The 21,197-nt window shown below is 43.8% G+C and carries 19 protein-coding genes and 2 tRNA genes; 13 read left to right on the top strand and 8 right to left on the bottom strand.

The annotated features are described in order from the left end of the window. The first annotated feature begins 62 nt into the window (after positions 1-62). On the top strand, positions 63-1,388 hold the full coding sequence (locus tag L1D60_RS13140) for a Na+/H+ antiporter family protein (RefSeq protein ID WP_239841442.1): 1,326 nt from the start codon (positions 63-65) through the stop codon (positions 1,386-1,388). 125 nt (positions 1,389-1,513) lie between these two features. Here the strand turns inward: L1D60_RS13140 and L1D60_RS13135 are convergent, their stop codons facing one another. Further along, positions 1,514-2,137, bottom strand: a complete 624-nt coding sequence (locus tag L1D60_RS13135) for a DsbA family protein (RefSeq protein WP_239841441.1) — start codon at positions 2,135-2,137, stop codon at positions 1,514-1,516. A 76-nt stretch (positions 2,138-2,213) separates the two neighbouring features. Then, positions 2,214-2,549 carry a Grx4 family monothiol glutaredoxin gene (locus L1D60_RS13130; RefSeq protein ID WP_239841440.1) on the bottom strand — a complete coding sequence of 112 codons (336 nt, stop codon included), beginning with the start codon at positions 2,547-2,549 and terminating at the stop codon, positions 2,214-2,216. A gap of 268 nt (positions 2,550-2,817) precedes the next feature. Here L1D60_RS13130 and sodB point away from each other — a divergent pair, with 268 nt between their 5' ends. The 3 genes from sodB to L1D60_RS13115 all read left to right on the top strand — a co-directional run bounded on the left by sodB (position 2,818) and on the right by L1D60_RS13115 (position 4,935). Further along, complete coding sequence (gene sodB, locus L1D60_RS13125) at positions 2,818-3,402, top strand: superoxide dismutase [Fe] (RefSeq protein WP_239841439.1); 585 nt, start codon at positions 2,818-2,820, stop codon at positions 3,400-3,402. 166 nt (positions 3,403-3,568) lie between these two features. Next, positions 3,569-4,072, top strand: coding sequence for a VC2046/SO_2500 family protein (locus L1D60_RS13120; protein ID WP_239841438.1), 504 nt, complete (start codon positions 3,569-3,571; stop codon positions 4,070-4,072). 179 nt (positions 4,073-4,251) lie between these two features. After that, a complete protein-coding gene (locus L1D60_RS13115; protein WP_239841437.1) occupies positions 4,252-4,935 on the top strand; it encodes an SDR family oxidoreductase in 684 nt (227 codons plus the stop codon). 127 nt (positions 4,936-5,062) lie between these two features. On the opposite strand, the gene adhE is transcribed toward L1D60_RS13115, so the two are convergent. Then, entirely contained in the window at positions 5,063-7,768 is a 2,706-nt protein-coding gene (adhE, locus tag L1D60_RS13110) for a bifunctional acetaldehyde-CoA/alcohol dehydrogenase (RefSeq protein WP_239841436.1), read from the bottom strand. A 638-nt stretch (positions 7,769-8,406) separates the two neighbouring features. On the opposite strand from adhE, the gene L1D60_RS13105 reads away from it, so the two are divergent. Both L1D60_RS13105 and L1D60_RS13100 read left to right on the top strand, forming a co-directional pair. Then, positions 8,407-9,045, top strand: coding sequence for a YchE family NAAT transporter (locus tag L1D60_RS13105; RefSeq protein ID WP_032551978.1), 639 nt, complete (start codon positions 8,407-8,409; stop codon positions 9,043-9,045). Between the two features lie 128 nt (positions 9,046-9,173). Then, complete coding sequence (locus L1D60_RS13100) at positions 9,174-10,019, top strand: ion transporter (RefSeq protein ID WP_239841435.1); 846 nt, start codon at positions 9,174-9,176, stop codon at positions 10,017-10,019. Between the two features lie 62 nt (positions 10,020-10,081). Here the strand turns inward: L1D60_RS13100 and L1D60_RS13095 are convergent, their stop codons facing one another. Together L1D60_RS13095 and asd are read right to left on the bottom strand one after the other, a co-directional pair. Beyond that, positions 10,082-10,603: a prepilin-type N-terminal cleavage/methylation domain-containing protein gene (locus L1D60_RS13095; protein ID WP_239841434.1), complete on the bottom strand. Its 522-nt coding sequence runs from the start codon at positions 10,601-10,603 to the stop codon at positions 10,082-10,084. A gap of 120 nt (positions 10,604-10,723) precedes the next feature. Further along, a complete protein-coding gene (gene asd, locus L1D60_RS13090; RefSeq protein WP_239841433.1) occupies positions 10,724-11,842 on the bottom strand; it encodes an aspartate-semialdehyde dehydrogenase in 1,119 nt (372 codons plus the stop codon). A gap of 507 nt (positions 11,843-12,349) precedes the next feature. Here asd and nhaC point away from each other — a divergent pair. After that, positions 12,350-13,786, top strand: a complete 1,437-nt coding sequence (nhaC, locus tag L1D60_RS13085) for a Na+/H+ antiporter NhaC (protein WP_239841432.1) — start codon at positions 12,350-12,352, stop codon at positions 13,784-13,786. Positions 13,787-13,871: 85 nt separating this feature from the next. Here nhaC and L1D60_RS13080 read toward each other — a convergent pair whose 3' ends face one another. Next, the gene (locus L1D60_RS13080; RefSeq protein WP_239841431.1) at positions 13,872-15,398 is read right to left on the bottom strand and encodes an Hpt domain-containing protein; all 1,527 of its coding nucleotides are present in this window, start codon (positions 15,396-15,398) and stop codon (positions 13,872-13,874) included. Positions 15,399-15,515: 117 nt separating this feature from the next. Continuing rightward, positions 15,516-16,520, bottom strand: a complete 1,005-nt coding sequence (gene yejK, locus L1D60_RS13075) for a nucleoid-associated protein YejK (RefSeq protein ID WP_239841430.1) — start codon at positions 16,518-16,520, stop codon at positions 15,516-15,518. Positions 16,521-16,604: 84 nt separating this feature from the next. Here yejK and L1D60_RS13070 point away from each other — a divergent pair, with 84 nt between their 5' ends. From L1D60_RS13070 to L1D60_RS13055, 4 genes are all read left to right on the top strand, one after another. Then, positions 16,605-16,832 (top strand): YejL family protein, encoded by a 228-nt coding sequence (locus tag L1D60_RS13070; RefSeq protein WP_032551972.1) that lies wholly within the window; start codon positions 16,605-16,607, stop codon positions 16,830-16,832. Positions 16,833-16,860: 28 nt separating this feature from the next. Beyond that, positions 16,861-18,663, top strand: coding sequence for a DUF3413 domain-containing protein (locus L1D60_RS13065; RefSeq protein ID WP_239841429.1), 1,803 nt, complete (start codon positions 16,861-16,863; stop codon positions 18,661-18,663). A 148-nt stretch (positions 18,664-18,811) separates the two neighbouring features. Further along, a tRNA-Ser gene (locus L1D60_RS13060) sits at positions 18,812-18,902 on the top strand. A 279-nt stretch (positions 18,903-19,181) separates the two neighbouring features. Next, positions 19,182-19,272, top strand: a tRNA-Ser gene (locus tag L1D60_RS13055). Between the two features lie 57 nt (positions 19,273-19,329). Here L1D60_RS13055 and L1D60_RS13050 read toward each other — a convergent pair. Continuing rightward, positions 19,330-20,250: a histone deacetylase gene (locus tag L1D60_RS13050; protein WP_239841428.1), complete on the bottom strand. Its 921-nt coding sequence runs from the start codon at positions 20,248-20,250 to the stop codon at positions 19,330-19,332. A 106-nt stretch (positions 20,251-20,356) separates the two neighbouring features. Here L1D60_RS13050 and L1D60_RS23545 point away from each other — a divergent pair, with 106 nt between their 5' ends. Both L1D60_RS23545 and L1D60_RS13045 read left to right on the top strand, forming a co-directional pair. Then, positions 20,357-20,482: a hypothetical protein gene (locus L1D60_RS23545; RefSeq protein WP_275665671.1), complete on the top strand. Its 126-nt coding sequence runs from the start codon at positions 20,357-20,359 to the stop codon at positions 20,480-20,482. 25 nt (positions 20,483-20,507) lie between these two features. Beyond that, a complete protein-coding gene (locus tag L1D60_RS13045) occupies positions 20,508-21,194 on the top strand; it encodes an SDR family oxidoreductase (protein ID WP_239841427.1) in 687 nt (228 codons plus the stop codon). The last annotated feature ends 3 nt before the right edge of the window (positions 21,195-21,197 follow it).

The raw sequence follows: 21,197 nt of genomic DNA, 5'->3' as shown, positions 1-21,197 counted from the left end.
ACACACGTCTTTTCGTATTGTCATTAATTAAAAACAGTTAAACACAACACTCCGAGAAAATTATGAACCCTGTTGTTATATCAGTTTGCATCATGCTAGTTCTAGCCTTGATGCGTGTTAACGTTGTCGTTGCTCTCACGTTTAGTGCGATCATCGGTGGCGTTGTGTCGGGCATGAATCTTAACGATGCCGTTGCTGCTTTTGAAAGTGGCCTAGGTGGCGGTGCGACTATCGCTCTAAGTTACGCAATGTTAGGTACATTTGCGGTTGCTATCTCACGTTCAGGTATTACTGACCTGCTTGCTCAAAGTGTTATCAAACGTATTCACGGCAAAGAGAACAGCACAGCTTCTACTGGTTTGAAATATGGCATTCTTGCGTCACTTATTCTTGTGACTATGTCTTCTCAAAACGTTATCCCTGTGCATATCGCCTTCATCCCAATTTTGATTCCACCTCTACTTGGCGTGTTTGCAAAAATGAACCTTGATCGTCGTTTGATCGCGTGTGTACTGACTTTTGGTCTGATCACGCCATATATGGTTCTTCCAATCGGCTTCGGTGGTATCTTCCTAAACAACATCCTACTCAAGAACCTTCACGACAATGGTCTTGAGAATGTAGTTGCGAGCCAAGTTCCAGTCGCAATGCTACTACCAGCAGCAGGTATGATCTTTGGTCTACTGACTGCGGTATTCTTCACTTACCGTAAACCTCGTCAGTACAAAGAAACTGAGCTTACGACAGTGTCGACAGAGACGAAACAGATCAATAAGAAGCACATCATTGTTGCTGCGGTTGGTATTGTTGCCGCTCTAACAGTACAACTTTCAACTGGTTCAATGATCATTGGCGCATTAGCGGGTTTCATGGTGTTCACTTTTGGTGGCGTGATTGCATGGAAAGAGACGCAAGATGTATTCACAAAAGGCGTTCACATGATGGCAATGATTGGCTTCATCATGATCGCAGCAGCGGGTTTTGCAGCAGTAATGAAGCAAACTGGCGGCGTTGAATCTCTGGTTGAAGCGCTATCAACATCAATCGGTGACAACAAACCACTTGCTGCACTACTGATGCTGGTTGTAGGCCTACTTGTAACTATGGGCATTGGTTCTTCGTTCTCTACGATTCCAATTCTTGCAACAATCTACGTTCCACTAGCAGCAGCATTCGGCTTCTCTCCAATGGCAACTATCGCACTTGTAGGTACTGCAGCAGCATTGGGTGATGCAGGTTCACCAGCTTCTGACTCTACGTTAGGTCCAACATCGGGTCTTAACGCGGATGGTCAACACGAACACGTATGGGAAACGGTAGTACCAACGTTCCTACACTACAACCTTCCACTAATTGCATTCGGTTGGATTGCTGCGATGACGCTGTAAGCGACTTAGCGTTTTCCGAACGCACAATCATTATTAAAAATAAGGGCCGCTATGATATCCATAGCGGCCCTTTTTATTGTTAATCTGACTTTACCAATCGCAGTAAGTAATTGGTCTAAGAGGATTTACTTTAAATTGGCTTCTAGTGCACTTCGAATAGATCGTAGCGTTGGTTCTGTCGATTGATAATCGAGTTCAACTTCAGTGAAAATACCATTAACTTCAAGCATTAACGTTGGGTAAGAGTAAACACCCATCGCCTCTTTGAAGCTCAACTGGTCGTCTAGCTCGCCTTCCAAAAGCTTACCAGACAGGTCATTTTCAAACTGCTGCACGTTCATACCAAGCTCTTCAGCAAGCTGCACGTGAGTTTCAACGCTATGTGGCAACATCGCACGTAGATAGTAAGCGTGTTGAATGGCTTCTAACATCTCTTCGTAGTGATCTTGAAACCCTGCTGCAATAACTGCGCGGCAAGCTGGGTAAGTACTACGTACTGGTTTGCATTCGGTCCAAAATTCATGGTTAAACTCAGTACCGAGTTTCGCTTCAATCTGTTTCCAAATCGCTTGCAGCTTTTGCTTCATCTCATCAGACATAGGCTCATCAGAATCAGGTGCAAGGCCACCAACCACGTAATTAAACTCAATGCTCGCAGGTAGCTGCTGTTTAAGAAGCTTTAATGTCGGCTTGTATCCCCAACACCAACTGCACATTGGATCGTGGACATAGTGAAGTTTTACATTCATTGCATTTCCCTTATACCAATAAAAAAGGAGCCCAACGGCCCCTTTTCTCATTGAGTGTCGCTAAAAAGCTCAGCTCTTATGCTTCGTCGCCAGCAACTTTCGCTGCAGCTTCTTTGATAAGAGGCTGAAGTTCGCCTTTTTGGAACATCTCAAGAATGATGTCACAACCACCGATCAGCTCACCTTCAACCCAAAGTTGTGGGAAAGTTGGCCACTGTGCGTAAGCTGGTAGCTCTGCACGAATGTCAGGGTTTTGTAGGATGTCTACGTAAGCAAACTTTTCACCACATGCCATTAGCGCTTGAGATGCTTGAGAAGAAAAACCACAGCTTGGTAGTTTAGGAGAACCTTTCATGTAAAGTAGAATGGTATTTTCTTCAATTTGCTGTTTGATTTTATCGATAGTTTCCATTGCTTCCTCGTTAATGGATTACGGCTTTATTGCCTGTATTCTACCCCAAACCCCAAGAATAAAAACCATATAAAAATAATGGTTAAAGAGTTAGAGTAAGATTTCATAGAAAATCACACAAATGTGCTTTTAATAAAGTAAAAACTTGCTAAACTATATCGCAAGTCAGCAAATTGACCGTAGCCTGCAAAAAGTAAGCTATGAATAATAAATATCACTGGAAGCAATCGAAAGAGGTAACTCTTTCATATCAATGGAGAATTGAGCAATGGCATTTGAACTACCAGCTCTACCTTACGCGAAAGACGCACTAGAACCACACATCTCTGCAGAGACTCTAGATTTCCACCACGGTAAGCACCACAACACTTACGTTGTTAAGCTAAACGGTCTTATTCCTGGTACTGAGTTCGAAGGTAAAACACTAGAAGAGATCATCAAGACTTCTACTGGTGGCGTATTCAACAACGCAGCTCAAATCTGGAACCACACTTTCTACTGGCACTGTCTAGCTCCACAAGCTGGCGGCGAACCAACAGGTGCAGTTGCAGACGCAATCAACGCTTCATTTGACTCTTTCGAAGAGTTCAAAGCAAAATTCACTGATTCAGCAATCAACAACTTCGGTTCTTCTTGGACTTGGCTTGTTAAGAACGCTGACGGTTCTCTAGCTATCGTTAACACGTCTAACGCAGCAACTCCTCTAACAGAAGAAGGTGTTACTCCACTTCTAACTGTTGACCTATGGGAACACGCTTACTACATCGATTTCCGTAACGTACGTCCAGACTACATGAACGCTTTCTGGGCTCTAGTTAACTGGGAATTCGTTGCAGCGAACCTAGCTAAATAATTAGCATCTAGCTGATTCTGATAAAAGCTCACGCATGCGTGGGCTTTTTTGTTTTTGGCCTGCCCATCCCCCCTGATTAAAATAAAACCAATCAATCACTTAATTGATTTAAACACTAAAGTTTGAACCCAGCTTGCCGTTATAGGTGTATCCAAAGAGAGGCACCATGCAAGTAAACACACTCGATAGCACTGTCATAATTAACGAACTCAAGTTCGGGACTGGGATCAACCAAGCGGTTGAACAGGGTCGCCGTGCTGATTTCGCGTTGCTGCTGTCCATGTTTTCTGATGATGTTCGCGACAACACCCCTCTTGATGCTTTCTCGGTCGAAGAGACAACAGAAAGCAAATTGCGCCAACAGTTTGGTGTTGCCGAGCCGCAACCTCTACGTTCAAATCAATCTTCATATGAAATTTCAGCAAAACAGTCGCAAGGCTTTCACCAAGCCGGGCTTCCAAGTGCAAAGCTGAGTCATTACCTAACACCTGAAGCGTTAGCTTTCATGCCAGAGGGAACATATGACTTCCCTGAAGAGGTATATCACAACCTCTCGACTCATGAACGTCGTAAGCTCGCCAAACAGCCACCCGCTGAGTTGCCACACGCAACGTTATACAATGAACTTAGAACAGCTCAACGTCAGTTCCATATTCAAGCACAAGCCTAAACTTCATCTATGCCCAGCTTCTAAGTGATATATTTCACACATGTACCTATAAAGTGTGAGCTGTCACTAAGTTCGTATAAAGTTCTGTATTTTCAGTGCTTACTTTGAACTAATTCACACCGATCGTATAATTTTTAACCCATTCTTAGCTAACCACTGCTACTCATTTAGGTCTAGGAATGGAAATTAAAAGCTCTATCATATTGGTGACGTCCGCTGGGTCACAACTTGGAGGAACCATCGCAAACCACTTTGTGAATCTGGGTGCGACCGTCATTCTTTGTGATATTGATAGTGCCAGCCTAGAAGAGACCTACCAAGTGTGTTCTCGCTATTCTACAGCTGTGTATAGTTACCCAATCGAGCGTTACGATAGCCAGACCATTCTCAAGGTATTTGATTTTATACAGCTAACCTTTGGTACAACGCCCGATGTTCTCGTGAACAACTGGGTAAGCACACCCATGCCAACACTTACTGGCACTCAACCCGTGAGCTGCTTTATTGATAACCTTTCCGCTATGGCCTCTACCCTTTTCTCGTTCGGTCAAGCCAGCGTCGACCGACTGCGTCAAGCCAACAAGCAAGGCGTGATAGTCAATGTGATTTCACATGAAGACTTCAAAGATGTCTCGGGGCTCGAAAGTGCAAACTCTATGATCACTGGCTTCACCCACAGTTGGGCCAAAGAGCTCACCCCTTTCAATATCCGAGTCGGCGGTGTTATCCCCGCTATTCATAATGCCGACGGCAAGCTCAACAAATGCCATTGGGCACAACTGCAAGATGAACTCACCCGAACTACGGAATACATTATCTCTAATGATTACTTTAGCGGTCGTGTGGTGGCGGCAGAGGTGTGATTTCCCAATAAATTCTCACTAAATATCTGAAAATAAAAAAAGCCCCAGTCTTTCGACTGGGGCTTTGTTCTTTTCCCGAATGTAGATTAACGTGCTAGCGAAAATCTATCTCAAAACTGAATCTTACTTATGCTTCAGCTTTTTCTTTTTTAGCTTTAGACGCTTTAGCTTCTGCTGGTTTTTGGTCAGCTTTCTTAAGGATTACTGTAGTACCTTCGAAAGTTTCACCTTCAACGTAAGCTTGGCCGTGGTAAGACGCTAGTAGTACGTCTTTAAGCTCAGTGATTAGTGGGTAACGTGGGTTCGCACCAGTACATTGGTCATCGAACGCTTCTACCGCTAGCTCATCAAGCTTAGCTACGAAGTCAGCTTCAGAAACACCTGCTTCTTTGATTGACTTAGGAATGTCTAGGTCACCTTTCAGCTCGTCTAGCCATGCTAGTAGACGTTCAATCTTCTGAGCAGTACGGTCACCAGCTTGGCTTAGGCCTAGGTGGTCAGCAACTTCAGCGTAACGACGACGTGCTTGTGGACGGTCGTACTGAGAGAACGCAGTCTGCTTAGTTGGGTTGTCGTTCGCGTTGTAACGTACCACGTTAGAGATTAGTAGTGCGTTCGCCAGACCGTGTGGTAGGTGGAACTCAGCACCAATCTTGTGCGCCATAGAGTGACAAACACCTAGGAATGCGTTCGCGAATGCTACACCAGCGATAGTTGCTGCGTTGTGTACTTTCTCACGAGCGATTGGGTCGTTTGCACCGTTCGCGTAGCTTGATGGTAGGTACTCTTTAAGCATCTTAAGTGCTTGTAGAGCTTGGCCATCAGAGTATTCGTTAGCAAGAACAGATACGTAAGCTTCTAGAGCGTGAGTTACTGCATCGTAACCACCGAATGCTGTTAGAGACTTAGGCATGTTCATTACTAGGTTAGCATCAACGATAGCCATGTTTGGCGTGATTTCGTAGTCAGCTAGTGGGTACTTAGCACCAGTCTTGTCGTCTGTAACAACTGCGAATGGAGTAACTTCTGAACCAGTACCTGAAGTTGTAGTGATACATACAAGCTCAGCTTTCTTACCCATTTTAGGGAACTTGTAGATACGTTTACGGATGTCCATAAAGCGCATTGCTAGTTCTTCGAAGTGAGTTTCTGGGTGCTCGTACATTACCCACATAATTTTCGCAGCATCCATTGGTGAACCACCACCTAGAGCTAGGATTACGTCAGGTTGGAAGCTCTTCATTGCTTCTGCACCTTTCTCAACAACAGATAGTGTTGGATCCGCTTCTACGTCGAAGAATGTTTGAACTTCGATGCCTTGCTCTTTAAGCAGTTTAACTACTTCATCAGCGTAACCGTTGTTGAATAGGAAACGGTCAGTTACTAGGAATGCGCGTTTCTTACCTTCTAGGTCGCTCATTGCGATTGGAAGGCTACCACGACGGAAGTAGATAGACTTAGGTAGTTTGTGCCACAACATGTTTTCAGCTCGCTTAGCTACAGTTTTCTTGTTGATAAGGTGCTTAGGACCTACGTTCTCAGAGATAGAGTTACCACCCCAAGAACCACAACCAAGAGTTAGAGACGGTGCTACGTTAAAGTTGTAAAGGTCACCGATACCACCGTGAGTAGTTGGGATGTTTACAAGGATACGTGCAGTCTTCATCTTGTCACCGAAGTAACGGATGCGGTCTGCGTTAACGTCTTGGTTAGTGTAAAGACCAGATGTGTGACCGATACCACCGATTTCAACCATAGTTACCGCTTGAGCAACTGCGTCTTCGAAGTTGTCAGCACGGAATAGACCTAGAGTTGGAGATAGTTTCTCGTGAGCGAACTCATCGTCGTAAGAAACTTTACCTAGACCTTCACCTACAAGCACTTTAGTGTCAGCAGGAACTTTAACACCCGCCATTTCAGCGATTGCTGGAGCAGGTTGACCTACGATTTTCGCGTTTAGGTTACCGTCAATTAGAAGTACTTTACGTACTTTGTCAGCGTCAGCTTTAGATAGAACGTGAGCTTTGTGAGAAGCAAAACGCTCTTTTACTTCGTCGTATACTTCGCTAACTACGATAGCTGCTTGCTCAGAAGCACATACTACGCCGTTATCGAAAGTTTTAGACATAAGGATAGAAGCTACAGCACGTTTGATGTCTGCTGTTTCATCGATAACTACAGGAACGTTACCTGCACCTACACCGATTGCTGGCTTACCAGAAGAGTAAGCTGCTTTAACCATGCCTGGACCACCAGTTGCAAGGATAAGAGCGATGCCGTCGTGCTTCATAAGAGCATTAGAAAGCTCTACAGATGGTTGGTCGATCCAACCGATGATGTCTTTTGGAGCACCCGCTGCTACTGCTGCGTCTAGAACTAGTTTCGCTGCATCGTTTGTAGAGTTCTTCGCACGTGGGTGTGGAGAGAAGATGATGCCGTTACGAGTTTTAAGTGAGATAAGAGACTTAAAGATCGCAGTAGATGTTGGGTTAGTTGTTGGCACGATACCACAGATGATACCTACAGGTTCTGCGATAGTCATTGTACCTAGGTTGTCATCTTCTTCTAAGATGCCACAAGTTTTTTCGTCTTTGTATTTGTTGTAGATGAATTCTGACGCGAAGTGGTTTTTGATTACCTTATCTTCAACAATACCCATTCCAGATTCTGCTACCGCTTGTTGAGCTAGCGGGATACGAGCGTGGTTAGCTGCAAGAGAAGCTGCGCGGAAGATTGCATCTACTTTTTCTTGAGAGAAAGTTGCGAACTCTTCTTGTGCTGCTTTAACGCGTGCTACTAGAGCATCTAGTTCAGCTAAGTTAGTTACAGGCATGGTGGATCTCCTAAAATAATAAATATTAAAAACTTTTTATTAAATTCACTGTGTCATCACTCGGTTGCCAACAGCGTTCTTAGTAAATTGCTTTCGGAACTGAGTATATTATTTCAGTGTGTGAAAAAAATTGACCCAGATCAGTTACCTAAAAGGAATTAACCAATAAGTGGTAAGGCAATCGCAAAAACGTCGTTAAAGTCATGATTTATATAGACTAAAATCACAATTTGCATTCGAACAAAAAACAAGCAAACGGATAAAACTTTTCTAATTAATGTCATATTCTGTAAAAAAGTTTCATTTTTAGTCAGCTAAGTTACATGTATACGGCAAAATTTGTGCTACTGAGAGTATATCCATCCCGTTGCAACGGGGGAGAAACTGTCATAATTTTTATTAAAAGCGTGCGCGAGATAACATTTAAACCAAATCAAGTTACAACATGAAACACCAAACAATATCTCGCAACATTCAAATTACACATCTATCACTCAATTAGTTTTTCTAAAAAACAGCCCCCTTTTCAGGTTAGTTTTTTTCATTCGCTCTCTTTGAATTTGTCCCTTACATTACGCACTCTGATATAGGTCAGATCAAAGTCACTTTACTATTAACGCTAACTGGAGATCGCTCTCATGCAAGGTTTAGAACTCGCAATTTTTCTGCAATTCTTCCTTGGGCTTGTCGCCGCTGTAAACCCTATCGGCATCATGCCTGTTTTTGTTTCTCTCACAGCTCATATGCCGCCAGAAGAGAGGAACCGTACAGCACTCCAAGCCAACGTAGCAGTAGCGGTTATATTGATTGTGTCATTAGTGGCAGGACAGATGCTGCTAGACATGTTCAGCATCTCTTTAGATTCATTCCGCGTAGCCGGTGGCTTACTGCTACTCAGCATCGCATTTTCAATGATGAGCGGTAAGCTGGGTGAGGATAAGCAGAATAAACAAGAGAAATCAGAATACGTAAGCCGTGAGCAAATCGGTGTTGTACCTCTTGCGATGCCGCTAATGGCCGGCCCAGGTGCTATCAGTTCGACGATTGTTTATGGCTCACGCTACCCAGCAGCAATCGACACTGTCGGCATCGGTATTAGTATTGTCGCGTTTGCTACGTGTTCATGGTTACTGTTCCGCTCAGCACCCGTGATTGTGCGTTTCCTCGGTCAAACAGGAATCAACGTAATCACTCGTATTATGGGTCTGATCCTTGGGGCGTTAGGTATTGAGTTCATCGCCAATGGCCTTCGCAACCTATTCCCAGGTTTAGCGTAATAAAGAAAACGTCTAATTGACGAAAAAATTGTATAGAGGCGAGTAAAGCACAGGCTTTCACTCGCCTCATTTATTTCAACCGAGTATGATGTTTACTAAGTCATTACAAAAAGCACACTTTTACAACCATGTCTCGACACTCTCTAAAGCATCATCTCTATATCATTATTTTTGGTACACACACCCGCGCGGGGCGTATCTTTGATATCTCACTGATTGTTGCCATTATTGCGTCTTTAGTGGTGTTAATCATCGAGTCACTGCCCAACGTTATGACAGCGTGGTCGCAAGAGCTGCGTTATATTGAATACACTTTCACAGCTATGTTTACGATTGAGTATCTGTTAAGGCTGTATTGCTCACCCAAGCCAAAGTCCTATGCCACCAGCTTCTATGGTGTTGTCGACTTACTTGCGATTTTACCAACCTATTTAGCGATACTCTTTCCAGGTGCGTCGTTCATGGGCGTGATCAGGCTGCTGCGCGTAATGCGTATTTTCCGCATCCTCAAGCTCGTTCGCTATCTGCAAGACTCCAACATTCTCTTGCGCTCGCTGTTGATGGCACGACGTAAGATCCTGATTTTCTTCAGTACAGTCGGTATCTTGGTGACCATTTTTGGCTCACTGATCTTTGTTATTGAAGGTCCAAACAACGGCTTTACAAGTATTCCGCAAAGTATCTATTGGGCGATCGTAACCATCACAACTGTTGGGTATGGCGATATCGTCCCTCAAACCGTACTCGGCAAGGCGATTGCATCACTGACCATGTTATTAGGTTACTCAATCCTTGCAGTACCAACAGGCATTATTACTGCAGAACTGAGTAATGAAATGAATGCCCATAAAGAGCTCGTAAAATGTCCGAACTGCAATCGTTCAGGACATGATTCTGATGCTATGCATTGTAAGCACTGTGGCAGTGAGTTGGCCGACCCTGACAAACGAGTCGTTACTGAAGAGAAAGAATAAACGCCCACAAAAAAGAGCTCCTAAGAGCTCTTTTTGTTTTCTTTACTATCTAACTAACGCAACTAACAACCGTCGGTAAACACTTCGACTTTATAGTCATCATTCGCTTCCATCGCAGCCGTGTATTTCACATAGCACTGGGTCTCCTCGATAGCGGTGTTGAAGTCATTAGGAAGAACATCCGGCAAATATTCCGATCGGGTAATCAGCCATAGGTCAGGGTCACTTACAGGACCATTATTATGCGCAGCCCACGTCCACTCTTTAGTCAGGTCATGAAACCCAGAATCAATCGCTAAAAAGTTTTCCATTCCCCCTTTCTCAACTGCGGGGTAGCCGAACTTCACACGGCCGTAGTCAGGGATCAGATAAGACTCTTGATCTTCCATGCCCTCAACGGCAGCTTTTTCGAATGCCAAATCAGCAGCAGTGTGAACCGATGCCCCCAACCCTTCTATAACCGAAGCCCTAGCATCATGTTGTATGTTTAAAAACTTAGGCGCTGCGACAACCGCTAAAACACCAATAATGACGATAACAACAACTAACTCGATCAGAGTAAAACCTTTGAGATTTGCTTTCATTTTCTCGCTCCAACTTTAAGACGCACGAAATGTAAGGTTTTAAAGTCAGATCTCTGTCATCAGATACAAAAAAAGCGCCCTAAGGCGCTTCTTCTTTAATTATTCTCAGAAATGAGGCAGTTACGCTTTCTCAGCAAGAATGATGCGCAGAGTACGGCGTAGAGGTTCTGCAGCACCCCATAGTAGTTGGTCACCTACTGTGAATGCGTTTAGGAAGTCGTTACCCATAGACATCTTACGTAGACGACCTACTGGTACAGACATAGTACCTGTTACTTTCGCCGGCGTTAGCTCTTGAGCTGTGATATCACGATCGTTTGGAATCACTTTAACCCAATCGTTGTGCGTTGCGATGATCTCTTCAATCTCGTCCATTGGAACATCTTGCTTAAGCTTGATAGTCAACGCTTGTGCGTGACAACGCATCGCACCAATACGTACACAAGTACCATCGATAGGAATCGGTTGACCGTCTAGGCCAAGGATCTTGTTCGCTTCAACGCCCGCTTTCCACTCTTCTTTACTTTGGCCGTTTTCACGCTTCACATCGATCCATGGGATTAGCGAGCCAGCAAGTGGTGCGCCAAACTGGTCTGTTGGGAATGATTCTGAACGGATGGTATCTGCTACTTTTTTATCGATATCAAGAATAGAGCTTGCTGGATTAGCAAGTTCAGAGCTTACGCTGTCGTTGATCACGCCCATTTGAGAGATAAGCTCACGCATGTTCTTCGCACCTGCACCAGAAGCGGCTTGGTACGTCATTGCGCTCATCCACTCAACCATACCTTTTTCGTAAAGACCACCCAATGCCATCAGCATGAGGCTCACAGTACAGTTACCACCAACAAAGGTGTTGGTGCCACCGTGAATACCTTGTTGAATTTGAGCCAAGTTAACTGGATCTAGAGTAATGATAGAGTCAGTATCCATACGTAAAGTCGACGCAGCATCAATCCAGTAACCTTTCCAACCCGCTTGACGCAGTGCTGGGTAAACTTTTGATGTGTAGTCGCCACCTTGACATGTAATCACAGCATCAAGCTGCTTCAAGCTATCAATGTCGAATGCGTCTTGCAGTAAACCCGCATCTTTGCCGCCAAGAACAGGGGCTGGGATACCGATTTGAGATGTACTGTAATAAACAGGTTCAATCAGGTCGAAATCACGCTCTTCAACCATACGTTGCATTAGTACAGAACCAACCATACCACGCCAACCAACTAGACCTACTCTCATCTCGAACTCTCCATGTATAAAAATTAAATTGCTTTCCTCCATCTATAAGTTTTTCAGAAACAGAACTCAAGCGCTTTTTGTCAAAAAGTGTAACTTTTTCGTTTCTTTTCAGTGAACGGGATAAATCTGTGAGTTATCTAATCTTTGCTCACCTTAACTAAAGCACAGAAAACACTCGTCAAATCCTCATTTAAAAGCTATCCAGCCTCTAATTTGATTAAATTAAAATCAATACGAGCAAGTTCCAGTCAGCACTTATCTCTGCAGCACTACCAAATCACAAAACAATCATTCACATGGTGAAAACAACGTGCAACAAAAATCAACATTATTAAATCATCAATTTAACAAATATTTAGACATTGATACTAAAAACAAGACTATAAATAGTCAAATATCACAACTTGAACGTTATTTTTCGATATAATCCTCTCATTACTGTAGTGTCCAATTCGTACCCCACACTATAACGAAGCACTATAATGCTCGAAATAATAAGAGGCTTTTATGCAGCAGAGTAAAACTCGCCTACCGAACTTGATGCAGGTTTTCATTTCGTTAGGGCTATTTTTGTCCCTCGCGTTTTCATTTACAGCGAAGCTTGATCTTCCTATCCAACTCGCACTGTACATCGGTTGGTTTATCATCATGGTTCTGGGGATTCGTCTAGGGCACCAATACAAAGACTTAGAAAAAGCAGCGCTCAAAGGGATCTCAAATGGTTTAGGGGCTGTTTTAATACTTTTAGCGGTAGGTGCTCTGGTTGGTACATGGATCTCTGGCGGCATTGTTCCGACCATTATCTACTACGGCTTAAAAGCGATTCATCCATCGATATTCCTACTAGCAACCATGATTATCTGTTCACTAACTGCATTAGCGACCGGCACATCATGGGGCGCAGCAGGTACAGCAGGTATTGCGATGATGGGTATTGGCCAAGGTCTGGGTGTACCGGCTCCAATTACTGCAGGTGCTGTACTGTCGGGTTGTTACTTTGGTGACAAGATGTCTCCGCTTTCTGATTCAGTGATCCTTGCGTCTTCAATGTCTAACGTAGAAGTCGTTGAGCACATTAAAGGCATGTTGCCGGTTGCTCTAATCAGTTACATCATCACGGGTATTATGTTTACAGCGTTTGGTTTCCATTACGCAGGTAATGTCGACATGAGCCAAGTGGACTCTGTTATCAAGGCGATGGAAGTTCAGTTTTACATTACTCCTTACTCTTTTGTCCCTGTCCTGATTGTATTAGGTCTACTGGCATTTCGTATGCCTTCATTCCCAGTGATTAGCTTTGGTTCTCTGCTAGGTATTATCTGGGCAGTGATGATTCAAGAGATTGATTTCCTAACAGCATTTAACACTGCATGGGCACCTTTCTCTATCTCTTCGGGTGTTGAGTTTATTGATTCGATCTTAAACCGTGGCGGCATGTCTTCAATGCTTGGTTCGGTAGCGGTCATTGTGTTTGGTTTAGGCTTTGGTGGCTTACTTGATAAGGTAGGTGTACTAGAGACGATAGCGAAAGTGTTCGAGCGCCGCGTAAACAGCGCAGGCTCACTCGCAACGAGTACGATTGGTACTGCATTCATGGGGAACGTATTTGGCTCAGCCATGTACGTATCTTTGATTCTTACACCAAAAATCTGTGCTAAGAACTACGACCGTCTAGGCTACCAACGTAAGAACCTATCACGTAACGCAGAATTTGGTGGCACCTTAACTTCGGGTATGGTTCCTTGGAGTGATAACGGTATCTACATGGCGAGTATTCTAGGTGTTGCAACGCTCTCTTACGCGCCATTCATGTGGTTGAGCTTCATTTGTATCATCGTAACCATCGTGACCTCTTACATGGGTTGGTTCGTTGATAAATGTGAACCAACCGCGCCAGCAGTGGAAACAGAAGAAGTAGTAGAGTTAAACAAACAGCAAGCGTAATCTCTACCCAGTCCAGATAAAAAAGAGCAACGACACTCAGTGTGGTTGCTCTTTTTTTGTATCTCATAGAGATTAGATTCGAATGCTAGTTGCTGTGTTTTAGAAGATGAGCCTGTGCTGCGTTTACTGTTGCTTCTATAGCCAGTTTAAGCTCTTCTAGTTCATCTTCACTGATCGACTGCGATTGCTTCATGCTCGCTTCAACGCTACTAGCAATCACGGCCAGTCTCGATGCCTTGATACTACCAGCAACGCCCTTCAAACTGTGCACCACTCGTGCCGCTGTCACCTCATCTTCACCTTTGAGTTCGATGAACTTGTTAAAGTCATTGGCGTGATCTTCTACAAACACATTCAATAGCAAGACTACAGATTCGTGGTCGCCGTCCAAGGTTTCTAGCATCTCTTCAATGTTTATCACGGACTCAGCCGCTGGCTCATCCACCTTCAAAGATTCCTCTTTGGGTTGCAATGGAACGACATTATCAGCTTTGGCGTTGTTTAGTGAGTCAGAAATTTGCGCCTCCTCGACCAAGGGTTCAATAGCAACAGTGTCCGTCGCAGAAGTAGCATGTTGGGTAATGCTAGTAGCCTCCGGAGATGTCACTTGCTCTTGTTTCGCTGGAGATGGAGTTGGGTTTGGAGTATTACTTTGAGATGTCGCATCCACGTGACCAAAGGACGAATCTTGCGGCTCATGATTTGCTTTCACCATAAAGTCAAAACTCTGAGTGTCGTTTGAAGGCGTAGTGTCACTCTTTGAGGTTTCCGTGTGTTCAGGTTTTGTTGTTTCGGAGCTGGAACTAATGAGCTCCCCACTCTCTTCAGATGGTCTGATTTTTACAAACGCAACAGCACAGAGCGCCAAACCACTCAACAACATCAGTGTAAATACAATATAGAATTGTGCTGAGTGATATTGATCTTCAAGATCAATTATCTGTTCACTGACGGAATTTTTCTTAATTCGATCCACAAGGTAATTAAGCTGGGCATAGTTACCAAGTAAAGAAGAGGCGTCGGCCAACAGCTGTTGCAACGCATCTTGCTCGTCACCATTCAATTGATAAGACTGTTCTAAAATGGCATCAAAGGCACGATAGATGGAAGATGAAGTGTGATTCTCTGAATACATGGCTTGAAACACCACAGTGCCGAATTGATTAAGCAGTGGCTGCAATTGTTCAGAGGTATTGGGATCGGCGCGTAAAGCTTTAATATCATCGACAAGGTATTGAACTTGGCTCTCAATCGGAATGAACTCATCAAACTTTTCAAGAAACTGGTCTACGACATACAGCAACTGATTCACATCTGGGCGAATCCAAGCATTATTGAAGTCCGACTCAATTTGCAGTCGCAAGGAATAAACTAGCTGAGCATCTAGCGCGAGATCGTTCACACGGGAAACTCGGAGCGGTTCAGAGAAATAGAGCGATTGCCTTAACTCAGTGGCACGAATCCCTAACTCTTCGATCTGTTCTAATGATTGATTAAAGGCGCGACTTAAATTAAGCAACATAAGAGCGGGGATAATCCAAAGGATAAAAACCAGAGTGATGACTTTGGTTGTTCTCGTAAAGCTTGGCTGGCGACTCACAGATAATTCCATCGACATTCCTTGTTGTGAACCAATGATTCGAGGAGATTGACTCATTAAGCTAAAGAATTAAAAGCAAAATTGAGCATAAGTGGCAGCGTCCTACTGCCACTTATTGTTAACTTAACGCTATGACTTATTTCTAGTCAACTGATCGCGTAAGTTTGGTGGTGTACCTTTGATCGTTAGAGTATCTGTCTCCGGATCGTAAAAAATACGCTCACCCAATAACAGACTATCGAAACTCACATTCAAGCCGCCACCAGCACCAACAAACTTAGTCAATTTACGCATAGTTGCACGATCGGCTGGGAAGCTTTCTTCAAGCTCATATCCCTGTTCGCTGGTGTAATCTAAAAAGCTTGTACCGTCAGTGCTTGGAGGAAGTTCTCCAGAAAGCTCACGAACTTGAACTTCATCACCCGCTTTTAGCTGTTCGTTGCAGTAATCTGCCACCTGCTTCTTGTAGCTAATCGCTTCTTCTTTCTCTAGTTTAGAATCAGAAACGAAATCTTCTACTGCTTGCATCAGTACTTGGTTCTGCTGTTTAGCATCCAAACCAACTTCAGCCTGCAAAAAGTCTAAGAAGAAGTCTGCCACTTTACGGCCAACACGACCTTTAATGTATGCAAGGTAACGATTTGACTCTTTATCAGTCTCGTAAGTCGATAAATCAAGACGAGCGGCGATGTCCATCTTTGAGATATCTAGGTAGTCTGTCGCACTGATATCAAGACCTTCAGTGACTTTAAGACTTTGGTTTGACGGTAGCAGACCAATAAACAGGTAATCGGTCGCCAACGACTGATATTCCGCTAGAACTAGCGTGCCTTCATCAGCAAACGGGTATTTTGAAAGCTCTTCTTTTAGACGTTGAGCACTTTTTTGAGAGAAATCGTAGAAATCTGTCTCGCCTTTACGAAGTTCATGCAACCACTGTTGAAATTCGCTGTCGGACTTAAATGCACCAAAACCTTTGCCAGGCTTTGAGTTAAAAACGCGATGCAGTTCAGCCACTAAGCTTTCAGATGAAGCGTCGTTATCGAGAGACTCAGCACGGAAGTTAACAATCAGTTCATCCTGATCGTTCTTGCTCAGCTGGTGTAAAATTACGTTGGAAAGATGAAGGCTCATAGTGAAAATATTATCGTTCAGGTTTCAGTTGTCGTGAATTGTAGGTTATCATAAGCCGCTTTTACTATCATTATTAGAGTCCTTATGCCGATTATATCTAAATACACAGATGAACAAGTTGAAAACATCCTAGCTGAAGTAGGTGCTGTACTGTCTAAGCACAAAGCTTCACCAGAACTTTCACTGATGATCGCCGGAAATATCGCAACCAATGTCTTAAATCAGAACGTTGCTGCTTCACAACGCAAAGGAATTGCTGAAAAATTTGCCGAGGCACTAATCTCTTCGCTTGACGAAAAGAAGTCTCACTAAGATAGACTGACGGATAAAAGAATAATAAATGGTAGACAGCGCAAACTCATATAGCGATCGTGTATCTCGACTGGTTGGTTGGGGTCACTGGTTTGCATTTTTCAACATCATTGCTGCGATGTTGATCGGTACTCGTTATATCACTCAATCAGCTTGGCCCGAAACCTTATTAGGACAGTTCTATCTGGCCGTTTCTTGGGTTGGCCATTTTGGCTTTTTGGTGTTCGCTCTCTACCTATTGGTGCTGTTCCCGCTCACCTTTATATTACCGTCAAGAAAGTTACTCCGACTTGTTGCCGTATGCTTCGCAACAATCGGATTAACTGTCCTATTGATAGATACTCAAACCTATCAAAGCATTAACCTCCACCTGACGCCTGTCGTTTGGGAGGTACTCTTTAGCGAAGAAGAGACTGCATTTAGCTCAGACTTGCAACATCTGTTCATCGTTATGCCGCTGATCTTCATGCTTCAACTTGGTTTATCTGAGTGGGTATGGCGCAAGCAGCGCAAACTGTCACACAAGCATATCGGCCGCCCGATCGCCGCTGTGTTTTTCTTAAGCTTTATTAGTAGTCATCTCACCTACATCTGGGCAGATGCCTATTTTTATAATCCAATTACCAGTCAAAAAGCGAACTTCCCGCTCTCTTATCCAATGACAGCAAAAAGCTTCATGGAGAAACACGGCTTACTTGACCGTGAGGAGTACCTAGAACGACGCGAAGCGAATGCAGACAATGTCGACCTTGTCAGCTACCCACTGGAACAAATTCAATATAACCGTCGCAGTGCTGACCTTAATATTCTATTAGTCAGTGTAAACAACCTGCGTGCTGATGCTCTCAATAGCGAAGTCATGCCAAATAGCTTTGCTTACGCAAAAGAAGGGATCAGCTTCACCAATCATTACAGTTCAAGTAATGATATGTACGGTATTTTTGGCCTGTTTTACGGCCTACCAAGTAGCTACTCGAGTAGCATCAAGTCGCAAGGCTCAAACGCCGTTCTGCTCGATGTTCTTGAGCACCACAACTACAGTATTGCTGCTTTCAGCGGCGATCATTTCGAAGATGCAATGTTCTCTGAAATCATATTCCGCGGACGTAAAATTGACGAAGGGACTCAGACTCATAACGACGAGAGTGCAATCAATGCATGGACGGAATGGGTTCAGTCTTCAAATGCAGGTGCACCTTGGTTCAGCTTCATTGAGTTAACCACGTTAGATAACTTCACCAATTATCAAAACGACAGCAACGAAACTCGCAGTGCAGCAGAACGTTTCGCTGCAGATTACCAAAAAGCAGCAAAAGCGGCAGATGATGAACTACAAACTATTTATCAAACCCTTGAAGAGCTGTCTTTAACTGAAAATACCGTCGTCATCATTACCTCTAACCACGGTACTGAATTTAACGAGACCAAGACGAACAGCTGGGGTGCAAACTCAAATTACAGCCGTTACCAGCTTCAAGTGCCAATGTTTATGCACTGGCCAGGTAAGTCGGCATCTGAATACAATCACCGCTCTAGCCATTTAGATCTGTCAGTGACTCTACTACAAGATTTATTGGGTGTTTCGTCTAACCCGAATGACTTCAGCAGTGGTCGTAACCTATTCGACGAGAGTAAACGTAAGTGGATCTTAGCCGGTGATTCTCGCGAACTTGCACTGGTTACGACACAGCAAACAACGGTTATCGATAAATTTGGTAACTACAAGCTTTACGATAAAAACTACAAACGTTTAAAAGACGTTAGCCCTCGCCTCCCTGTGTTGATGCAAGGCCTAACCGAGCTGCAGCGTTTCTATACCAAGAACGACTAAAATGCAGTGAAATGTAGGTTTATCAAGAAAAAGGAAGCATGCGCTTCCTTTTTTATTATCATTAATGTTTATAAAACGAGCATTCAAACAAAATAATGAAAATTAAGGGTTTACAAGCCTAAGGATGCCTTATATTATTCACCGCACTGGAGAGATGGCTGAGTGGTCGAAAGCACCGGTCTTGAAAACCGGCAACCGTTAATAGCGGTTCTAGGGTTCAAATCCCTATCTCTCCACCACATTCTAAAAGCCGCTGAGAAATCAGCGGCTTTTTTCGTTTCTGCCCCATGAAACTGCCTTCACTGTTATTTACTCGCCATTTACCCTAGCTTCGCGAATCAATAGACTCACAATAATAAGATTTCAGGCACCAGCCCTTTAATGTGCGAGTTGAAACGCTTATTTGATCAAGCTTTCAGCACTCAAATAAAAAAACAGGTTAAAGCGGTTATAAAGAAAGCAAACGCTCTTTGTAGGGGTTTACAAGCATCAGTAAGCTTTATATTATGCACGCCATCGGAGGGATGGCTGAGTGGTCGAAAGCACCGGTCTTGAAAACCGGCAACCGTTAATAGCGGTTCTAGGGTTCAAATCCCTATCCCTCCACCACATTCGAAAAAGCCGCTGAGAAATCAGCGGCTTTTTTCATATCTGTCGTAATGAAATCTAGCCCATTACCTTATATGCAGCATTCAATAATTGCATATGAATCGGTACCAAATCTTGGTGTTGTGAACGATATCCGCCCCCGACGACACACGCGATCGGAATATCGTGACTTTTCGCCATTTCAAACATCATGCAATCACGTTGATAGATCCCTTGCGTTGACACGTTTAGATAACCAAGCTCATCGTCGATATGAATATCAACGCCCGCATCATAGATAATCAAATCCGGTTGGTAGTGCAACAAAGCCATTTGCGTCACTTGTTCGAAGCTTGCTAAAAACTCTGCATCTTCTGTTTCACGGGATAGAGGGACATCAAAATCAGACGATGGCTTACGTGCAGGAAAGTTCTTATCACAATGAAAGGATAACGTTGCAATATCTGGCTCATGCTGACACAAGGTTGCAGTACCATCACCATGATGTACATCGCTGTCAACAATTAGAACGGTTTCAATATGTTCAAAGGTCAACGCGAGCTTCGCCGCCACAACCAAATCATTAAACAGACAAAAGCCGCTACCAAAATCATGATGTGCATGATGATACCCTCCACTCAAATGAATGGCGATACCGTGCTCAATCGCCATTTCAGCCGAGAGAGACGTCCCTCCAGCCGAACAAAGCGTGCGCTCTATAAGCTGCTGACTCCAAGGAAAACCGATTCGACGCATCTTAGGAGCAGCGAGCTGGCCGCTAATTAACAAATCAACATATTCTGCACTATGCACTTGTTTAACTTGCTCAATTGATACAGGTTGCGGCTCAAACACCTCAAATACTTGATGCCAACTAGAAGACTCCGCTCTCTTAGCCTCAACCGCTTGTTGGAGCAATCGATACTTATTAATTGGATAACGGTGCCCTTCTGGCAAAGGCAACTGCGAGTAAATTGGATGATAGATTAACGGGATCATAAAACGCTTCATTTTGACAGAGTCTCAAGATCATAACAGCCTGAGTCTTGGCGACAACTGTAATAAATGATAATAGTTATCATTTGATTTGATTAAAGGTGCTATTATGAAAAATTTAATGTTGTTCAGTGGAGTGATCTGTGGCTCGTTGGTCGCAGTAATGCTATTCGTGACTATGTTGCTAACCAGTTGGTGGGTCGTTGATTTTCTGCTTGGAAGCCATCAAACTTAATTTATTCTCTCTATAAGGACTTCTCATGAGCACCATCTTCATTACTGGAGCAAATCGCGGTATTGGACTTAGCCTGACTGAACAATATTTAGAGTTAGGACACACGGTTTACGCAACCTACCGCGATCGAAATTCCGCAGCGTCCCTCATAGCCATGTGTGAACAATACCCGCAGCTCACCTGCCTACAACTTGATGTAACAGACTACCCAGCTGTGGCAGAGCTTGCGAATAAGCTCGACAATATCGATATATTGGTTAACAACGCAGGTTATTACGGCCCCAAAGGCTACGGGTTGGGTAATACAGATGTGGATGAATGGCGTCGTGTGTTTGAGGTGAACAGCATTGCCCCTCTCAAACTCGTTGAATCCATGCTTCCAAATCTAGCGCAAAGCACGGTTAAGAAAGTCGCTTGCCTATCTTCTAAGGTCGGTAGCATGGCAGAGAATACTTCTGGAGGTGGTTACATCTATCGTTCTTCTAAGGCTGCACTCAACTCTGTTGTGAAAAGTTTAAGCAACGATCTGACCTCTCAAGGCTTCACTGTATTAGCACTACATCCAGGGTGGGTACAAACTGAAATGGGTGGACCAAATGCGCTCATCGATACCAGCACTTCAGCAAAAGGGCTCATTCAGGTTATAGAACAAAGTGGTCTTGAATCAAGCGGTCACTTCATTAACTACGATGGCTCCGCGATCGCTTGGTAAGCG

The sequence above is a fragment of the Vibrio sp. Isolate30 genome, from assembly GCF_022397975.1.
GTDB classification, from domain to species: domain Bacteria; phylum Pseudomonadota; class Gammaproteobacteria; order Enterobacterales; family Vibrionaceae; genus Vibrio; species Vibrio fortis.
The sequence above is the reverse complement of the archived record's forward strand: the minus strand, read 5'-3'. Positions and strand labels throughout refer to the sequence as shown.